Consider the following 15,385-nt stretch of genomic DNA (forward strand, 5'->3'; position numbering starts at 1 on the left):
GCTCCGAGACTGACCGCCATGCGACAGGCAGACTCAGTAGCGACCGACGCCCGGCGGCACCTGCGCCCGGCCGGAATCGCCTTCGGCGGTGACTACAACCCCGAGCAGTGGCCCGAGGAGGTGTGGGCCGAGGACATGGCGCTGATGAAGGAAGCGGGCGTCTCCCTGGTGACGGCCGGGATCTTCTCCTGGGCCAAGGTGGAGCCGAGGCCCGGTGAGTACGACTTCGGCTGGTTCGACCGGGTGATGGACCACCTCTCCGGGGCGGGTGTGGCCGTGTGCCTGGCCACCATGACGGCGTCCCCGCCGCCGTGGCTGTCCCGAACGCACCCCGGGATCCTCCCCGAGACCGCCGACGGCCGACGCCTGTGGCCCGGCGGACGCCAGCACTACTGTCCCTCCAGCCGCGTCTACCGCGAGCACGCCGTGCGCCTGGTCGAGCGGCTGGCCACCCGGTACGCCGACCACCCCGCGCTGGAGCTGTGGCACATCGGCAACGAGTACGGCTGCCACACCCCGATGTGCTGGTGCGACGAATCGGCGGCCGACTTCCGGCGCTGGCTGTCCGAGCGGTACGACGGCATCGAGGCGCTCAACGACGCCTGGTCGACGGCCTTCTGGGCACAGCGCTACGACAGCTTCGACGAAGTGCTGCCCCCACGGCTCGCACCGACCTTCCCCAACCCCGCCCAGCAACTGGACTTCGCCCGGTTCTCCGACGACGCGCTGCTGCGGTGCTACCTGGCGGAGAAGGACGTCCTGCGGCGGATCACCCCGGACGTGCCCGTCACGACGAACTTCATCGGGGTGCACAAGCCCGTCGACGCCTTCCGCTGGGCCGCCCACGAGGACGTCGTCTCGGTCGACGTCTACCAGGACCCGCACGACGAGAACACGCATGTCTCGGCGGGCTTCATCTTCGACGTCACCCGGTCCGCCCGCGCCGGTCAGCCCTGGATGCTGCTGGAGCAGGCCCCCAGCGCGGTCAACTGGCGGGACCGCAACGGGCCCAAGCCGCCGGGGCGGATGCGGCTGTGGAGCTGGCAGGCGGTCGCCCAGGGCGCGGACGCGGTGCTGTACTTCCAGTGGCGGCAGTCCCGGGGCGGCGCCGAGAAGTACCACTCGGCGATGCTCCCGCACGGCGGCACCGGCACCCGCACCTTCCGTGAAGTGAGCGAGCTGGGGCGCGAGTTGGCCTCCGTGCCGCAGATCGCCGGCACCCGGTCCACCGCCGACGTCGCCCTCGTCCTGGACTGGAACAGCTGGTGGGCGCTTGAGCTGGACTCGCACCCGTCCACCGCACTGGACCAGATGGAGATCGCGCTGGCCCACTACCGGCCGCTGTTCGAAGCCGGCATCGCCTGCGATGTCGTACCCCCCGACCGGGACCTGTCCGGCTACCGCCTCGTCGTGGTGCCCAACCTGTACCTGCTGAAGCGGCCGGACGCCGAGCGCCTCACGGAGTTCGTCCGCGAGGGGGGCCGGCTGCTGGTGTCGTTCTTCTCCGGCATCGTCGACGACTGCGACCGGGTCCACCTGGGCGGGTACCCCGCGCCGCTGCGCGAGGTCCTGGGCCTGCGCGTCGAGGAGTTCTGGCCCCTGGCGGAGCAGGAGACGGTGGACGTCCGGCACTCGGACGGCACCGTCGGCCGCGCCGATCTGTGGTCCGAGGTCGTCGTGCCCGAAGGGGCGCGGACGGTCGCCGACTTCGGCTCCGGGCCGCTGTCCGGGCAGCCGGCCGTCACCCGTCACTCCTTCGGCGAGGGAGAGGCGTGGTACGTCGCGACCCGGCTCGCACCGGAGGCCATGCGGGCCCTCACGGAGGACGTCTGCCGGACGGCGTCCGTCGGGCCCGTGCTTCCCGGGCTTCCCGAGCACGTCCAGGCGACCGTGCGCGAAGGCGACGGCGGACGGTTCGTCTTCCTGCTGAACCACGGCCGGGACGAAGTGGAGATCAGGCTCCCGGAGCCGATGAGCGATGCCCTGGACCAAGGGGCCGCTCCCGCCGACCGCCTCACGCTGCCGGCAGCCGGAGTGGCCGTACTGGTCGAGCCGTAGACAACCGAGCTCTGGACAAGGGACGTACATGAACAGCTCACCACCCTCGCGGAGGTCAGTGCTCGGATGGGGTGCCGGGGCACTCACCGCGCTCCCGGCCCTCACCGCCTGCGGCCAGACCGTCGGAGCCGCCCGCGTCACCCGGCAGGAACCCGCCCGCCCCGGCCGGCAGGTGAAGCTGGTCTTCTGGACGTGGGTGCCGATGCAGAAGACGGTCGACCTGTGGAACCGGACGCACCCGGGCATCCACGTCGAGTTGCAGAACATCCCCGCCAACACCCAGGGCGGCTACCAGAAGATGCACTCCTCGCTGGCCGCCGGCAACCCGCCGGACCTGGCGCAGGTCGAGTATCACGAGCTGCCCGGCTTCATGCTGGTCAACGGTCTGACGGACCTGAGCGCGTACGGCGCCGACGAGCTGCGCGACAGCTATGTGCCGTGGCAGTGGAACCAGGGTGTCTTCGGGGGGCGGGTCCGTACGGTGCCGCAGGCCTCGGGCCCGATGGGACTCTTCTACCGCCGGGACCTGTTCGAGAAATGGGGCATCGAGACACCCGGCACCTGGGCCGAGTTCGAGCAGGCCGCCCGCGTGGTCAGGGAACGCGGCGGCGGTGCCCGGCTGTGCACGTTCGCGCCCAACCAGCCCACCTGGTTCGCCGCGATGTGCTGGCAACGGGGTGCGCGGTGGGTGCGCACCCAGGGCGACACCTGGGTCGTCGACATGAACGGCGGCCTGTCGCGTGAGGTCGCCGACTACTGGGAGAGGCTGGTCCGCGACGACCTCGTCTTCGTCGGACCCGACATGTCCAGCGCCTGGTACCGGCAGGTCCAGACCGGACAGATCGCCGCCTGGGTCGGGCCGCAGTGGGGCGACGCCCTGCTCCGCGGCAACGCACCGGGCACCAAGGGCAAGTGGCGGGTCGCCCCGCTCCCCCAGTGGACGGCGGGCGACAACGCCTCCGCCAACTGGGGCGGATCGTCCACCGCCGTCCTCCAGGGCAGCCGCCACCCGCGTGAGGCGCTGCGGTTCGCGCACTGGCTCAACACCGACCCCCGGGCCGTCGATCTGAACATCTCGGTGGGCTACGGCTGGCCCGCCGCCACCGGCGTCTTCCGCGGATCGGCACTCGACAGGCCCGACCCGTTCTTCGGCGGACAGCGGTACAACGACGTGTTCACCGCCTCCGACCGGGCCATCGACACCTCCTGGAAGTGGTCCCCCACCACGGACGCCGACTTCTCCCGGCTCGGGGACGCCTTCGGCGCCGCCATGGCCTCGGACGGCACGCTCACCTCGTCGCTCGCCGACGCGCAGCAAAGCTCCGTGGACAACCTGCTGGCCAAGGGCCTGAAGGCGAGGAGCGCGCGATGAGCACCGCGATCACCCGGACGCAGACGTCCGCACCGGACAGCCGCACGAAGGAGTCCGCACCGGACGGCCGGCGGCGGTCCGCCCGCCCGGACCGGGCGGCATGGGGGTTCGTTCTCCCCTTCGTCGCCCTCTTCCTGTTCTCCTTCGTCCTTCCGCTCGGCTACGCCGTCCACCAGAGCCTGCTCAAGCCGGTCCGCTCCGGCCCGCTGGGCCTCGGCCCGGCCACCGTCGGCTTCGCCGGGCTGGACAACTACGCCCTCGCGTTGCAGCAGTCGGCGTTCCTGGAGAGCTTCGCGCGGGTGCTGCTCTTCGGCCTCGTGCAGATCCCCGTGATGCTGCTGCTGTCCACCGCGCTGGCGTTGGCACTCGACACCGTCTCGCACCGGTGGGCGGGCGTGCTGCGTGCCGCCTACTTCCTGCCGTACGGCGTGCCCGGTGTCATCGCCTCGATCCTGTGGGGCTTCCTCTATGTACCGGGTGTGAGCCCGGTCGTCGACCTGCTCGGCAGGGTGGGGCTCGCGCCCGACTTCCTCGGCTACGACAGCGTGCTGTGGTCGATCGCCAACATCGTGATCTGGGAGTTCGCCGGCTACAACATGCTGGTGATCGTCGCCCAGCTCAAGGCGATCCCGCAGGAGCTCTACGAGGCCGCGCGCATCGACGGGGCCGGTGCCTGGCAGACGGCGATCCGGATCAAGCTGCCGCTGGCCCGGCCCGCCCTCGTCCTCACCGGTGTCTTCTCCATCATCGGCACACTCCAACTGTTCGCCGAGCCCTTGGTCATCAAGCCGCTGACGTCGACGGTCACCAGCTCGTACACACCGAACCTGAGCGCCTACAACGAGGCGTTCGCCAACAACAACATCTACCTCGCCGCAGCCGAGTCGGTGATCCTCGCCCTGGTCGCGAGCGTGCTGTCCTTCGGCTTCCTCAGCCTGGTGAACCGCGGGAAAGGAAGGGACGCACGGTGAGCGTGTCCACACCCCATGTCAAGAAGCGGGCGGCCTCGCGCATCGTGCTGGTCGCGCTGCTGTCCGTCGCGGCGCTCTATTTCCTGCTGCCCGTCTACTGGCTGCTGGTGGCCTCCACCAAGAGCGGTGCCGACCTCTTCGGCACCTTCGGGCTGTGGTTCTCCGATCCGCGGTGGCTGCACAACATGGCGAACGTCTTCTCCTACGGAGACGGCATGTTCTGGAGCTGGACCGCGAACAGCCTCCTGTACGCCGGAGTCGGCGGGGTGCTGGCGACCCTGCTCGCGTGTGCCGCCGGCTACGCCCTCGCCGTCTACCGGTTCCGCGGCCGGGAGACGGTCTTCAAGGGCGTACTCGCCGGTGTGCTGCTCCCCAGCACCACGCTCGCCCTGCCGATGTACCTGCTGTTCAGCAAGGTGGGCCTGGCCGACTCCTACTGGGCCGTGCTGATCCCCAGCATGGTCAGTCCGTTCGGGGTGTATCTGTGCCGCATCTACGCCGAGGCGGCGGTGCCCGCCGAGATGCTGGAGGCGGCGCGGGTCGACGGCGCCGGCGAGTGGCGGATCTTCGGCACCCTCGTCCTGCGCACGATGACGCCCGCGCTGGTGACCGTCTTCCTCTTCCAGTTCGTCGGCATCTGGAACAACTACTTCCTGCCGCTGGTGATGCTCTCCGACGACCGGAAGTACCCCATCACCCTGGGCCTGACGACCTGGCAGTCGGCGGCCGAGCGCAATCCCGAGCTCTATCAGCTCACGGTGGGCGGCGCGTTCCTCTCGATCCTCCCGTTGGCCGCCGCGATGCTCGTCCTGCAGCGCTACTGGCGGTCGGGCCTGACCCAGGGCAGCGTCAAGGGCTGAGATCACCTGGTCCCCGGACCGGCCGCCTTCCGGAACGTCTCGTACACGAGCTTGGGCCGCTCCTCGCCGAAGGTGAGCAGGCCCATGACGGAAATACCGTTGTGGGTCTGGTTGTACCCGGCCCGCTGCTTGTAGTCCTTGAGGACCCAGTAGGTGAAACCGGCGACGAACTCGCTGCGTGCGACCACCTGGGTCCAGTGGGCGGTGAAGCCGGCCGCCTGCCACTCCTCCGTGCCCTCGGTGGTGCCGGGGCCGTGGTTGCCGGCCACGGACCAGGTGCCGTTCTCGGTGATCAGGATCGGCTTGTCGGGATACTTCGCGTGCACCGCGTCCAGCGTGGGGCCGAGGTCGGCGTCCTCGCCGTAGAAGTAGCCGAAGTACTCGTTGAACCCGATCACGTCGGCGAGGTCGAAGGCCGGGTCGTTGCTGGTGCTGGACGCCCAGGTCACGGGCCGGGCGGTGAGGTCGACCGCCTTCACGGCCGCCTTGAGGTCGGCGAGCCAGGCCCGGTACACGGGAGCGCCGTCGGCGTCGATCTCCGACTCGTTCTGCAGTCCCCAGAGGATCACCGACGGGTGGTTGTGCTGGTTCCACGCCATCGTCAGGGCCAGGGCGCGGGCGAGGCCGTAGCCCTCGGTCTGCAGCTTCTCCTGGGCCGTGTTGAGCCACATGGTGTCGATGTCGTCCATCACCAGCACGCCGTGCTCGTCCGCCCAGTCGTAGACGTAGGGGTGACGGTTGTAGACGCAGTTGCGGATGAAGTCGGCGCCCAGTGCCGTGATGTGGCCCAGTTCCCGGTCGTACTCGGCGGTCGTCATCGCCCTGCCGTGTGCGGCCGTCTCCTCGTGCCAGTTGAGGCCCTTGAGGAAGAGGGGCTTGCCGTTCAACCGCAACTCGGCGTCGGCGACGGTCAGTTCGCGCACGCCGTAGACGGTGGACAGGGTGTCCACCCGCGGACCTGAAGGGCGTTTGGCGGTCAGGGTGGCGCGGGCGGTGAGCGTGTGCGGCGCGGCCGGGCTCCATCGTGGGGCGTGAGGGACGGGGATCGAGGCGCGTACGACGCCGGCCGACCGTGCCGCGATCCGGGCCGGGACCACGACGGGCCGGCCGCCGCTTCCCCGGCCGGGATCCAGGGTGAGCCAGCCATCGAAGTCGGAGGTCCCGTGGTTCTCGACGACCGCGCGCGCCTCGGCACGCCCGTTCGCTCCGGCCATGAGCAGCTTGGTGATGGTGACCTGCGGAACCGCCTCGATCCAGGCCGACCGGGTCAGACCGGCGTAGGGCCAGTAGTCGACGGGCTTGTACGGGATCTCGCGGTCGTCGGTGACCGGCTGTGGCGGCGTGGCCGTGTAGTCGGTGTAGCTCGCCCGGCGGAAGACCCGCACGGCGAGCGTCTGGCGCTTGCCCGGCCGGAGCGCCCCCGCCACCGGAAGCGCGAAGGGTGAGTTGGCCCCTTCGTGCTTGCCGAGACGCACGCCGTCGAGCCAGACCTCGGCGCTGTAGCCGGCGGCGAGGAAGGCGATGCGGACATGTCGGGCGCGCCAGGATTCGGGCACGTCGACGGCGGTGCGGTACCAGGCATAGCCGTCGGTGAACGCCGTGCCCTTGCCGAAGGGGGCGGTCTCCGAGCCGAATCCGGGAGTGTCCAGCAGATCCCAGGCCGAGGGCACGTCGATGAGGCCCCAGGCCCGGTCGTCGAGGTCCGGGGACTGCCAGCCTTCGCCGAGGCCCGCGTTGCCGGGGTCGAAGCGGAATCGCCACCGCCGGTCCAGGGACAGGTAGTCGCGGGTGGGCTCACGGGTGCGCCAGCCGTCGAAGGCGGGCAGCACGGCGCCGTACTGGAAGACGACGTGGGTGCCGCCGACCTCGCGCACATGGGTGCCGGAGGGCTCGGTGGCCGGGTGGGTGTCGAGGAGCGGGCCGCCGTCCGCGGCGCGGGCCGTCTGCGGCCAGGCCGGCAGGGCGACCAGGCCGGCCGCGCCGAGTGCCGTGACGACGGTGCGCCGGGTCGGAAGTCCGTGGCTGGGTTCGGTCATGGGCAGAAGCCTGGGGAGCCACCCCAACCCTGTCAAGGATTATTCATAAATAATGAATTGAGCTAGCGTGACGCCATGAGCGCACAGCAACCGGCCGCCACGGGCCGACTCGCCATCACCCTGTGGGACTTCAGCTGGTACACGCAGGCGGGCCCCGGCGAGCCCTTCGCCGATCTCGACCGCGCCTTCGCCGAGGCCGTGGAGCGGGGCTTCAACACCGTGCGCGTCTGCGCCATGCCCTTCCTGCTGTTCTCCGGACGCGTCGACACCCCCGAGTCACCGCAGGTCCGCGGCCTGGGCGAGCAGTTCGGACAGCGCACCCGCTGGTACAACGTGCGCGGCGGCTATCCGCTGGACGGCCGGCGGCGGCTCGTCGAGCTGTTCGAGGCGGCCGCCCGGCACGACTGCCAGGTGATCGTGTCGTCGTGGGAGTACCAGCAGTCCCCCAGCTTCGCCGACACCGACGCCTGGCACCGCGCCCTGGCGGAGGTGCCCGGCCCGGACCGGGCCGAGGTGGTGGCCGAAGCGCTCGCCGGGCTGCTGGACTTCCTCACCGAGCGCGGTCTCGCCGACCGCGTCGCCTACGTCGAGGTGCACAACGAGGTCGACAACTGCTTCTTGGTACCGGGCGACGGCACCGCCGCCCACTACGCCCGGCTGCGCGGCCCCCTCGAACGCGCCGTGAAGCTGCTGCGGGCACGCCACCCCGGCATCCCCGTCACCTACTCGCTCGGCGAGCCCTGGCCGGACGAGCTCGACGTCCTGCCGGAGCAGGCGCAGATCGCGCACTTCCACTTCTACGTCTACGGCGTGCTCGGCGCGCTGTACCGGGCGGTGGGACTCGGCCACGGCACCGAACCGGCACCCAGGGCGGCATCCTGGCCCCCTCCCGCGCTGGCCGCCATGCTGCGCCCCGACGCCCCCGCCTTCGCCGATCACCGGCCGGACGAACCCTGGCGACTGGCGGCGACGGGAATCCCGCGCGAACTCTTCTACGCGCACGACTGGGTGGACCCCGACCGCTGGGACCTGTGGCTCTACGAGAACTATGCGGCCCACCGGGACGCCATGCGCGAGACGCTGGCCCGGTGGATCGACTCCGTCGCCGGCTTCGCCCGTCGCCGCGGCATCCCCGCCGTCCTCGGCGAAGGCGTGGTGGGGTACACCCCGCTTCTGACGCGCTTCGAGGAGGACGCCGTCGGCAAGGACATCGCGGAGTTCGTCGTCGACCGCTGCCTCGCGGCGGGTTTCCGAGGCGTCGTCCTGACGTCCAACGCGGCCCCTCACCACCCCATGTGGCAGACCGACCAGGAGTGGATGCGACGGGTGAACGGGCGTATCACCGCGGGCTGAACGCGAGTGGATTTCGCCCCTTTTGCACATGTATCTCAGGTCTGAAAGCATCGGTATCACCAAGGCTTGCCGAGAAACAGCGGGTCTCGGACACCACCGCCCCGATCAAAACAGGCCAGGAGGCGGATCATGGCCACGGCGGAACTCGCTTCGGAACGAGAGTCGGACTATCTGTCGCAACTGACGATGGCCGCAGCACGCTACGGGAACCGCACCGAACAGCGTGAAAGAAACCAGTCCGTCCTCGAGACGCGTGGCGTGCTGTACGCGGACACCCCCGAGCGGGTCGAGAAGCGGCTGGCACGTCTCGGCGCCGACTGGTCCATGGCGCGGGCGATCGAGCGGACCCCGACCGAACCCGCAAGCAGCGCGGGGAGCACTCTGGGTCTGCCTCCGGAGGGCTTCACCAGTGAGGCGCTGGGGCTGGAGCGCCTCATCGGGCGCAACAACCTCACCCCGGTCGCGTTCCTGGAGGAGGGGGTCCAGGTCTCGCGCTCGGTCGGCCGGATCACCATCAGCGGGCCGGGCGGCGGACACGGCACCGGCTTCATGGTCTCCCCCTCCCTGCTGCTCACCAACAACCATGTCCTGGGCGACGCGCGGGAGGCCGGCCGGAGCAAGGTCGCGTTCGCCTTCCAGGACGGCGCCGACGGCGACCCGCTCGTACCCGCGGTCTTCGAGCTGGAGCCGCTCCGGTTCTTCGTCACCGACCGGGCGCTGGATTACACCCTCGTCGCGGTGGCCCCACGCGGCGCGCAGGGCGAGGCGCTGTCGTCGTTCGGCCGGCTGATCCTCAGTGAGGCGCAAGGCAAGGCCGTCATAGGGGAGTTCGTCAACATCATCCAGCACCCGAGGGGCGAGCCCAAGCAGATCGCGCTGCGCGAGAACCAGATCGTCGACGTGCTGGAGCGGTTCCTGCACTACGAGTCCGACACCCGTGAGGGGTCCTCGGGTTCTCCGGTCTTCAACGACCAGTGGGAAGTCGTCGCCCTGCATCACTCGGCCGTTCCGAAGACCGATGCCGAGGGCCGGCCGCTGAGTGTCGACGGCCCGGTGTGGCGGCCTGAGATGGGCGAGCAGCAACTGGCCTGGCGTGCCAACGAGGGGGTGCGGATCAGCCGCGTGCTGCGGTCCCTGCACGAGGCACCGCTGACCGGTGAGGCGGCACGACTGCGGGACGAGGTGTTCACCACGGGGCTCGAACCGTCTCCTGAGAAGAACACGCCGCCGATGCCGTCCTTCACCGGCGGGCCCGCCCTGGCGGGTGCCAACGGTTCACAGGCCGAGGTTCGGTCTCACACGGCCGACGGTTCCGCACAGCTCGTCCTCCCGCTGCGGATCACCCTCGACTTCGGCACCTCCGCGCCTCCTTCGGCCACCCTCTCGGCTCCGCTGCCCGCACTCGCGCCGACACCACAGGCCGCACCGCAGCCACCCTCGGCCGGGCGGCCGGATGTCGTCTCAGCGGTCGGGAAGGACGTCGACGCGGCCCTGACCAACCACCGGCTCGCCCGGGAACGTCCCTACTACGACCGGGCCGCCGACACCGTCGCACGCGCCGCGTACTACGCGAACGTCCGCACCGGCGACGGCGGCGCTCTGCGCCGCGCGCTGACGACGCTGCTGGCCGAGACCCATGCGCCCAAGCCCAGGTACAAGCCGATGCGGCTGGTCTACCCGTGGGTCGACCTGCACAAGGACGGACGGCTGCGCAGCATCTACTCCGGCAAGGACTTCTCCGCCGAGGAGCTCATACGGGCCGACGCGGCCGTGGAGGAGGCCCGGCTGGCCCGCGAGCAGGAACTGCTCTTGCAGGAGCGGACGGCGGGACCGGCCGAATTCGAGGCCGAGTTCCGCGCGCTGGAGGCGTCCATGCCGTTCAACTGTGAGCACGTGGTGCCGCAGTCGTGGTTCAGCGAGAAGGAGCCCATGCGGGGCGACCTGCATCATCTGTTCACGTGCGAGGTCGGCTGCAACAGTTACCGCGGCAACTTCCCGTACTTCGACTTCCCCGACTTCGAGGAAACCGTCCGGGACGCGTGCGGGAAGCGCGAGAGCGTGGGGTTCGAGCCGGAGAAGGGCAAGGGCGTGGTCGCCCGCGCCACCCTGTACTTCCTGCTGCGCTATCCGGGCCAGGTCGGCGATGTAGCACGGGAGTTCCCGGAAGACCGGCTGCCCGTCCTGCTGCGGTGGCACGAGAGCGAGGCAGTCACCGAGTACGAACTGCACCGCAACGCGGCCATCGCGGAGATACAGGGCAACCGGAATCCGCTGATAGACCATCCCGAGTGGGCCCGCGAGATCGACTTCTCCGGAGTCTGGCCCTGAGCCCGCGTCACGTCGCGCCGAACGGCGGTCTACTCGGCGTCGTCCTGGTGGTCGGCCCAGACATAGCTCTCGGGGAGCAGGTCGGTGATACGGACGGTGCGGACGCGGTCGCCCTCGCCGACGATGACCTCGAGGGCGGGAAAGTAGTCGAGAAGAACCTGACGGCACCGGCCGCACGGAGGGACGACTCCCCGGTCGCGGTCTCCCACGGCGACGATCGTGTCCAGCTCGTGGACCCCCTGGGCGGCTGCCGCGCCGATGAGAGCCAGCTCGGCGCAGGGGCCTCCGGTGAAGTGGTAGACGTTCACCGCCGTCACGATCCGGCCGTCCTGAGCCCGGGCCGCGGCCGCCATGGTGTGGTGGTCGCCCCGGCAACGAGTGCGGGCGACATGAGCCGCTGCCTCGATGAGTTCGTGGTCGACGTAGTGCGTCTGCGTGGTCATCTTCTCCGCTTTCGTCAGGTCCCGTTCCGCGACGGCAACGCCGAGGTCTTCCTCGCCGGAGCCGGAAGGATCCTCACGAGTGTCGGTGATAGGCCTTGTTGGCGATGCGCCAGCCGTCGTCGGCGCGGACCAGCAGGAAGATGTCGGTGAAGGTGTCAGCGCCGTGCCGCAGCGTCATCGTGGCGGTCGCGACCGTGCCGTGGACGTCGACGGCGTCGATGCGACGGGAGCGTGCTGCTTCGTCCGGGGCCGGCCGGCCCGGGAAGAGAGCGCAGTACTCGTCCAGGCGCCACGAGACGAACACCCCGTCCCGGATTCCCTCGATGTGCGCGGTGGGCAGGAAGGCCTCGCGAAAGTGGGTGGGGTCGCCGGTGGCGTGCCCGCGCATGTAGGCGCGCAGTGGTTCGAGCACGGCGTCCGCCACGGCGGGGACCGTTGCGGCGACGGCGATGTCGGCCTCGGGGTCGGCGGGAGGGTCGGCCAGGCCGCCCGCGCCGCGCAGCGGGGTGTTCGACGCGGCGGCCAGCAGAGCCATGTCCTTGGCCAGCGCACCGATCGTGAATTCGGCCGTGACAGCGGCCGATTCGCCGTCGAGGAAGGGTCTCTTGGCGGTCACGAGTCCGCCGAGCCGGCCGAGTTCGAGGATGTCCAGCACCTGGGCGCGGGGCAGGCCGAGGGCGTCGGCCTGCCGCAGCGAGTCGCGCAGCGCGAGGACGGCCCCGGCGAGACTGTTGTTGGCGATCAGCTTGAGCGCGGCGGCGGTGGAGGCGTCGTCGACGCGTCGCACGGCGCCCAGCGTTTCCAGAACCGGCCGGGCGCGGTCGAGCGCGCCCTGGTCACCGGCGGCGAGAATCCGCAAGGCGCCCGCGGCGGCCGCCGGTACGGATCCGAGCACGGGCGCGTGGACATAGGACGGGCCGAGTCGCCGGGCCAGCTTCGCCGCTTCGGCGGGGGCGACGGTGCTGGTGTTCAGCACGATGGTGTCCGTGCGCAGCACGTCACGGACCTCGTCGAGGACCTGCCGGCAGGCCGGGCCGTCGAACAACGCCAGGAGGACCAGGTCGGCCTTGGCCACGGCCTCGTTCGGATCGGCGGTCGTCTCGACGGTGCCCGCCGTGCGCCCTGAGCGGGTCCAGCCGACGACGTGCCGGCCCTGGGCCGTCAGACGGGTCGCCATCGCGGCGCCCATGCGCCCCAGGCCGAGGACGGCGATGGTGTGTGGTGTGGTCATGCGCGCCAGAATTGTGCACCGCGTCGGCTGCGACAAGCGCAGATTTCGCAGCCCTGCCCTGCGGAACTCGCATACCCGCTGGGCATACTGGCGCCATGGAGCTGACGGTGTGGCGAACCTTCGTGACCGTGTGCCGCCTGGGGTCGCTGTCGGCGGCGGCCGCCGAGCTCAATCACACGCAGTCGGCGGTCTCCCGGCAGATCGCCGGGCTGGAGCGGCAGCTCGGCGTGCCCCTGATGGAACGCCATGCGCGCGGCGTCCGTCCGACGCCCGCGGGCGAGGTGTTCCGGCGCCACGCCCTGACCACGCTGAACGAGGCCGACCGTGCCGTTCGCGCCGCGCGAGACGCCCATGACGGTGCGTTCAACCGGCCGCTGGCCGTCGGTGCGACGCCTTCTCTGGCCACGGGGATCGTGCCCGAAGCCATCCGGGCGTTGTTGCGGCAGGCCGGATCCGTCCGGTGGAGCCTGCTCCCCGCCCTGAGCCCGGAACTGCACCACCGCGTGCTCGACGGCGATCTCGACATCGCCGTCGTCACCGACGCACCGCCGGGGCTGCCCCATGACGCACGGGTCGAACGACGGTTCCTCGGGCTGGACGACATGGTCGTCGCGCTGCCCGTCGACCATCCGCAGGCCGGGCGCGGCCCGGTGCACATCCATGCCCTGGCCGACCAGATCTGGGCCGAGGACAACGACGGCTCGGCGGCGCTCCTGCGTCAGCACGCCGCCCGCGCCGGAGTCAGCGCCCGCATCGACCTCGTCGCGGCCGATCTGCCCGGCAAGCTGGCCCTGGTCGCGACCGGTCACGCCATCGCGCTCATACCCGGCGTGCTGACGCGCGCCCTGCGGACCGACGTCACCACCGTCGACCTCGTCGACCCCCCGGCCCGCGGCATCTACACGATCACCCCACGCCGCGACCCGCACCCCTGCGCGGCGCCCCTGCTCGACCACCTCGCCACGGCGTTCGCCTCGATCCGTCCGGCGGCGACCCGAGCTGCGCCGCTCAGCGGTCCAGTGCGGGCAGGCGGTCCAGGCCGGTCTCGAGCATGATGCGATCGACGGTCTCGTGCAGGGCGCTGCCGGCGCCGATGACGCTCTCGATCCCGCCCGGCAGCAGATCGAGCGGCCGGTGCCAGTCGCGCAGTTGTGCCTCGCCGACCTCGTCGGCGATCGGTTTGGTGGCGTGCCGGGCGAGGGTTTCGGTGAACGGTACGTCCAGGTAGTAGCTGTGGGTCGGGCCGCGGTGGTCGGCGCGCAGCCGGGCGAGCATGTCGCCGTAGCGGTCGGCGTAGAGGATGCCTTCGACCACGACGTGGAATCCGGCGTCCAGCGCGTAGCGGGCTGTCAGGTCGATCAGGCCGATGTTCGCGGCACCGGGCCGGTCGCGCTCGCGCAGGACGATGCGGCGGAGGTTGTCCTGGCCGACCAGGGCCAGGCCGCGGCCGAACCTCTCGCGGAGGCCGAGCGCGACGGACGACTTGCCCGAGGCGCTGTTGCCACGCAGGACGACCAGCCGGGTTTCTTCGGTGCCCACCATCACGGCGGTCACGTTACCGACGCCCCCGAGCGTCACATCGTCGGATCCGCCACCGGATACGGCACGAACGTGCTGCTGTTCTGGTCGATCCGCAGTGCGCGGCCCAGGGGCGGCACCGCGCGTTGGGGGCATTCGAGGCGTTCGCAGACGCGGCAGCCCATGCCGATGGGGGTGGCGGCCGAGGCGTTGGCGAGGTCGAGGCCGTCGGAGTAGACGACCCGGTGGGCGTGGCGGATCTCGCAGCCGAGGCCGATGGCGAAGGTCTTGCCGGGTTCGCCCCAGCCGCCGCGGTGCCGGGTGACCGCCCGGGCCGTCCACAAGTACCGCTGCCCGTCGGGCATTTCGGCGATCTGGACATGGATGCGGCCGGGGGCGGCGAACGCCTCGTAGACGTTCCACAGCGGGCAGGTACCCCCGGCCCGGGAGAAGTGGAACCCGGTGGCCGACTGCCGCTTGGACATGTTCCCGGCCCGGTCCACGCGGACGAACGAGAAGGGCACACCGCGCAGCCGGGGCCGTTGCAGAGTGCTCAGCCGGTGGCAGACGGTCTCGTAGCCGAGGCCGTAGCGGTCGGTGAGGCGTTCGATGTCGTAGCGGAACTCCTCGGCCGCCGTGTGGAAGGCCGTGTAGGGGAGGATCAGGGCGGCGGCGAAGTAGTTGGCGATGCCGATCCGGGCCAGGGCGTGGGCGGGTGAACCGGCCGGGAAGTCCTCGGCGGCCTGGCTGTCGAGTTCGTCGCCGTATGCGAGCAGGGCGAGCTGGATGGCCATGCGGAACGCCCGCTGTCCCGGGCGGAGTCGGGCCGACAGGTGGAGGGTGCGGGCCGCCTCGTCGTAGTGGTGCAGCCGGTCGCCGGTCGTGGCGGCCAGGCGGACGCCGTGGCCGTCGGCGAGTCTGGCGGTCAGGGCCCGGACGACCTCGCCGGGCCGGATGCCGATCTCCCCGGCGAGGTCTTCGGCGGCGAGGTCGGTGTCGTGCAGGTAGTTCTGGCGGCGGTAGAAGAAGTCCCGGATCTCCTCGTGGGGTGAGGACGCCAGGCCCTGGCCGCCGGCGCGGCCGTCCGCGGCTCCGGCGAGCCGCTCGGACAACTGATGGTTGCGGCGGCCGAGGTCGAGCAGGACCTGGGCGACCTCGGGCATCCGGGAGGCCAGTTCGGCGAGGTCGTTCGGGGACACCCGGGCTTCTGCGATC

The 15,385-nt window shown here is 70.8% G+C and carries 12 protein-coding genes; 7 read left to right on the forward strand and 5 right to left on the reverse strand.

The genetic code is table 11. The features are described from left to right. Window positions 1–18: 18 nt before the first annotated feature. Genes ACFTZL_RS07350 through ACFTZL_RS07365 form a run of 4 tightly spaced genes read left to right on the forward strand, consistent with a single transcriptional unit; the run spans window position 19 to window position 5,261 of the window. Window positions 19–2,058: a beta-galactosidase gene (locus tag ACFTZL_RS07350; protein WP_382579341.1), complete on the forward strand. Its 2,040-nt coding sequence runs from the start codon at window positions 19–21 to the stop codon at window positions 2,056–2,058. Between the two features lie 28 nt (window positions 2,059–2,086). After that, the gene (locus tag ACFTZL_RS07355) at window positions 2,087–3,430 is read left to right on the forward strand and encodes an ABC transporter substrate-binding protein (RefSeq protein WP_382579342.1); all 1,344 of its coding nucleotides are present in this window, start codon (window positions 2,087–2,089) and stop codon (window positions 3,428–3,430) included. Further along, window positions 3,427–4,401 carry a carbohydrate ABC transporter permease gene (locus ACFTZL_RS07360; protein ID WP_382579344.1) on the forward strand — a complete coding sequence of 325 codons (975 nt, stop codon included), beginning with the start codon at window positions 3,427–3,429 and terminating at the stop codon, window positions 4,399–4,401. Before ACFTZL_RS07355 ends, ACFTZL_RS07360 begins: the two co-directional genes overlap by 4 nt. 2 nt (window positions 4,402–4,403) lie before the next feature. Next, window positions 4,404–5,261: a carbohydrate ABC transporter permease gene (locus ACFTZL_RS07365; protein ID WP_382579346.1), complete on the forward strand. Its 858-nt coding sequence runs from the start codon at window positions 4,404–4,406 to the stop codon at window positions 5,259–5,261. A 2-nt stretch (window positions 5,262–5,263) separates the two neighbouring features. On the opposite strand, the gene ACFTZL_RS07370 is transcribed toward ACFTZL_RS07365, so the two are convergent. Further along, on the reverse strand, window positions 5,264–7,297 hold the full coding sequence (locus tag ACFTZL_RS07370) for a glycoside hydrolase family 2 protein (protein ID WP_382579348.1): 2,034 nt from the start codon (window positions 7,295–7,297) through the stop codon (window positions 5,264–5,266). A gap of 75 nt (window positions 7,298–7,372) precedes the next feature. Between ACFTZL_RS07370 and ACFTZL_RS07375 the strand changes: the two genes are divergently transcribed. Together ACFTZL_RS07375 and ACFTZL_RS07380 are read left to right on the forward strand one after the other, a co-directional pair. Beyond that, entirely contained in the window at window positions 7,373–8,650 is a 1,278-nt protein-coding gene (locus ACFTZL_RS07375; protein WP_382579350.1) for a cellulase-like family protein, read from the forward strand. Between the two features lie 129 nt (window positions 8,651–8,779). Next, the gene (locus ACFTZL_RS07380) at window positions 8,780–10,978 is read left to right on the forward strand and encodes an endonuclease (protein ID WP_382579352.1); all 2,199 of its coding nucleotides are present in this window, start codon (window positions 8,780–8,782) and stop codon (window positions 10,976–10,978) included. Between the two features lie 29 nt (window positions 10,979–11,007). Here ACFTZL_RS07380 and ACFTZL_RS07385 read toward each other — a convergent pair whose 3' ends face one another. Both ACFTZL_RS07385 and ACFTZL_RS07390 read right to left on the reverse strand, forming a co-directional pair. Next, window positions 11,008–11,421 carry a cytidine deaminase family protein gene (locus tag ACFTZL_RS07385; protein ID WP_382579354.1) on the reverse strand — a complete coding sequence of 138 codons (414 nt, stop codon included), beginning with the start codon at window positions 11,419–11,421 and terminating at the stop codon, window positions 11,008–11,010. Window positions 11,422–11,494: 73 nt separating this feature from the next. Then, window positions 11,495–12,652, reverse strand: a complete 1,158-nt coding sequence (locus ACFTZL_RS07390; protein ID WP_382579355.1) for a nuclear transport factor 2 family protein — start codon at window positions 12,650–12,652, stop codon at window positions 11,495–11,497. A 95-nt stretch (window positions 12,653–12,747) separates the two neighbouring features. Between ACFTZL_RS07390 and ACFTZL_RS07395 the strand changes: the two genes are divergently transcribed. Beyond that, a complete protein-coding gene (locus ACFTZL_RS07395; protein ID WP_382579357.1) occupies window positions 12,748–13,707 on the forward strand; it encodes a LysR family transcriptional regulator in 960 nt (319 codons plus the stop codon). Here the strand turns inward: ACFTZL_RS07395 and ACFTZL_RS07400 are convergent. Together ACFTZL_RS07400 and ACFTZL_RS07405 are read right to left on the reverse strand one after the other, a co-directional pair. Next, window positions 13,661–14,194 carry a kinase gene (locus ACFTZL_RS07400; protein ID WP_382579365.1) on the reverse strand — a complete coding sequence of 178 codons (534 nt, stop codon included), beginning with the start codon at window positions 14,192–14,194 and terminating at the stop codon, window positions 13,661–13,663. The two genes, ACFTZL_RS07395 and ACFTZL_RS07400, sit on opposite strands and share 47 nt — an antisense overlap. A gap of 32 nt (window positions 14,195–14,226) precedes the next feature. Then, window positions 14,227–15,385 (reverse strand): short-chain fatty acyl-CoA regulator family protein (locus ACFTZL_RS07405; RefSeq protein ID WP_382579359.1); only part of this gene is annotated, 1,159 nt, incomplete at its 5' end.

This window comes from Streptomyces sp. NPDC056948 (genome assembly GCF_042674225.1).
In the GTDB taxonomy this organism is placed as follows: domain Bacteria; phylum Actinomycetota; class Actinomycetes; order Streptomycetales; family Streptomycetaceae; genus Streptomyces; species Streptomyces purpurascens.

Bases quoted from the DNA above. Each gene is read 5' to 3' on its own strand.
- ACFTZL_RS07385 (WP_382579354.1), bottom strand. From the start codon at position 11,421: ATGACCACGCAGACGCACTACGTCGACCACGAACTCATCGAGGCAGCG.
- ACFTZL_RS07390 (WP_382579355.1), bottom strand. From the start codon at position 12,652: ATGACCACACCACACACCATCGCCGTCCTCGGCCTGGGGCGCATGGGC.
- ACFTZL_RS07350 (WP_382579341.1), top strand. From the start codon at position 19: ATGCGACAGGCAGACTCAGTAGCGACCGACGCCCGGCGGCACCTGCGC.
- ACFTZL_RS07380 (WP_382579352.1), top strand. From the start codon at position 8,780: ATGGCCACGGCGGAACTCGCTTCGGAACGAGAGTCGGACTATCTGTCG.
- ACFTZL_RS07375 (WP_382579350.1), top strand. From the start codon at position 7,373: ATGAGCGCACAGCAACCGGCCGCCACGGGCCGACTCGCCATCACCCTG.
- ACFTZL_RS07370 (WP_382579348.1), bottom strand. From the start codon at position 7,297: ATGACCGAACCCAGCCACGGACTTCCGACCCGGCGCACCGTCGTCACG.
- ACFTZL_RS07400 (WP_382579365.1), bottom strand. From the start codon at position 14,194: ATGGTGGGCACCGAAGAAACCCGGCTGGTCGTCCTGCGTGGCAACAGC.
- ACFTZL_RS07355 (WP_382579342.1), top strand. From the start codon at position 2,087: ATGAACAGCTCACCACCCTCGCGGAGGTCAGTGCTCGGATGGGGTGCC.
- ACFTZL_RS07360 (WP_382579344.1), top strand. From the start codon at position 3,427: ATGAGCACCGCGATCACCCGGACGCAGACGTCCGCACCGGACAGCCGC.
- ACFTZL_RS07395 (WP_382579357.1), top strand. From the start codon at position 12,748: ATGGAGCTGACGGTGTGGCGAACCTTCGTGACCGTGTGCCGCCTGGGG.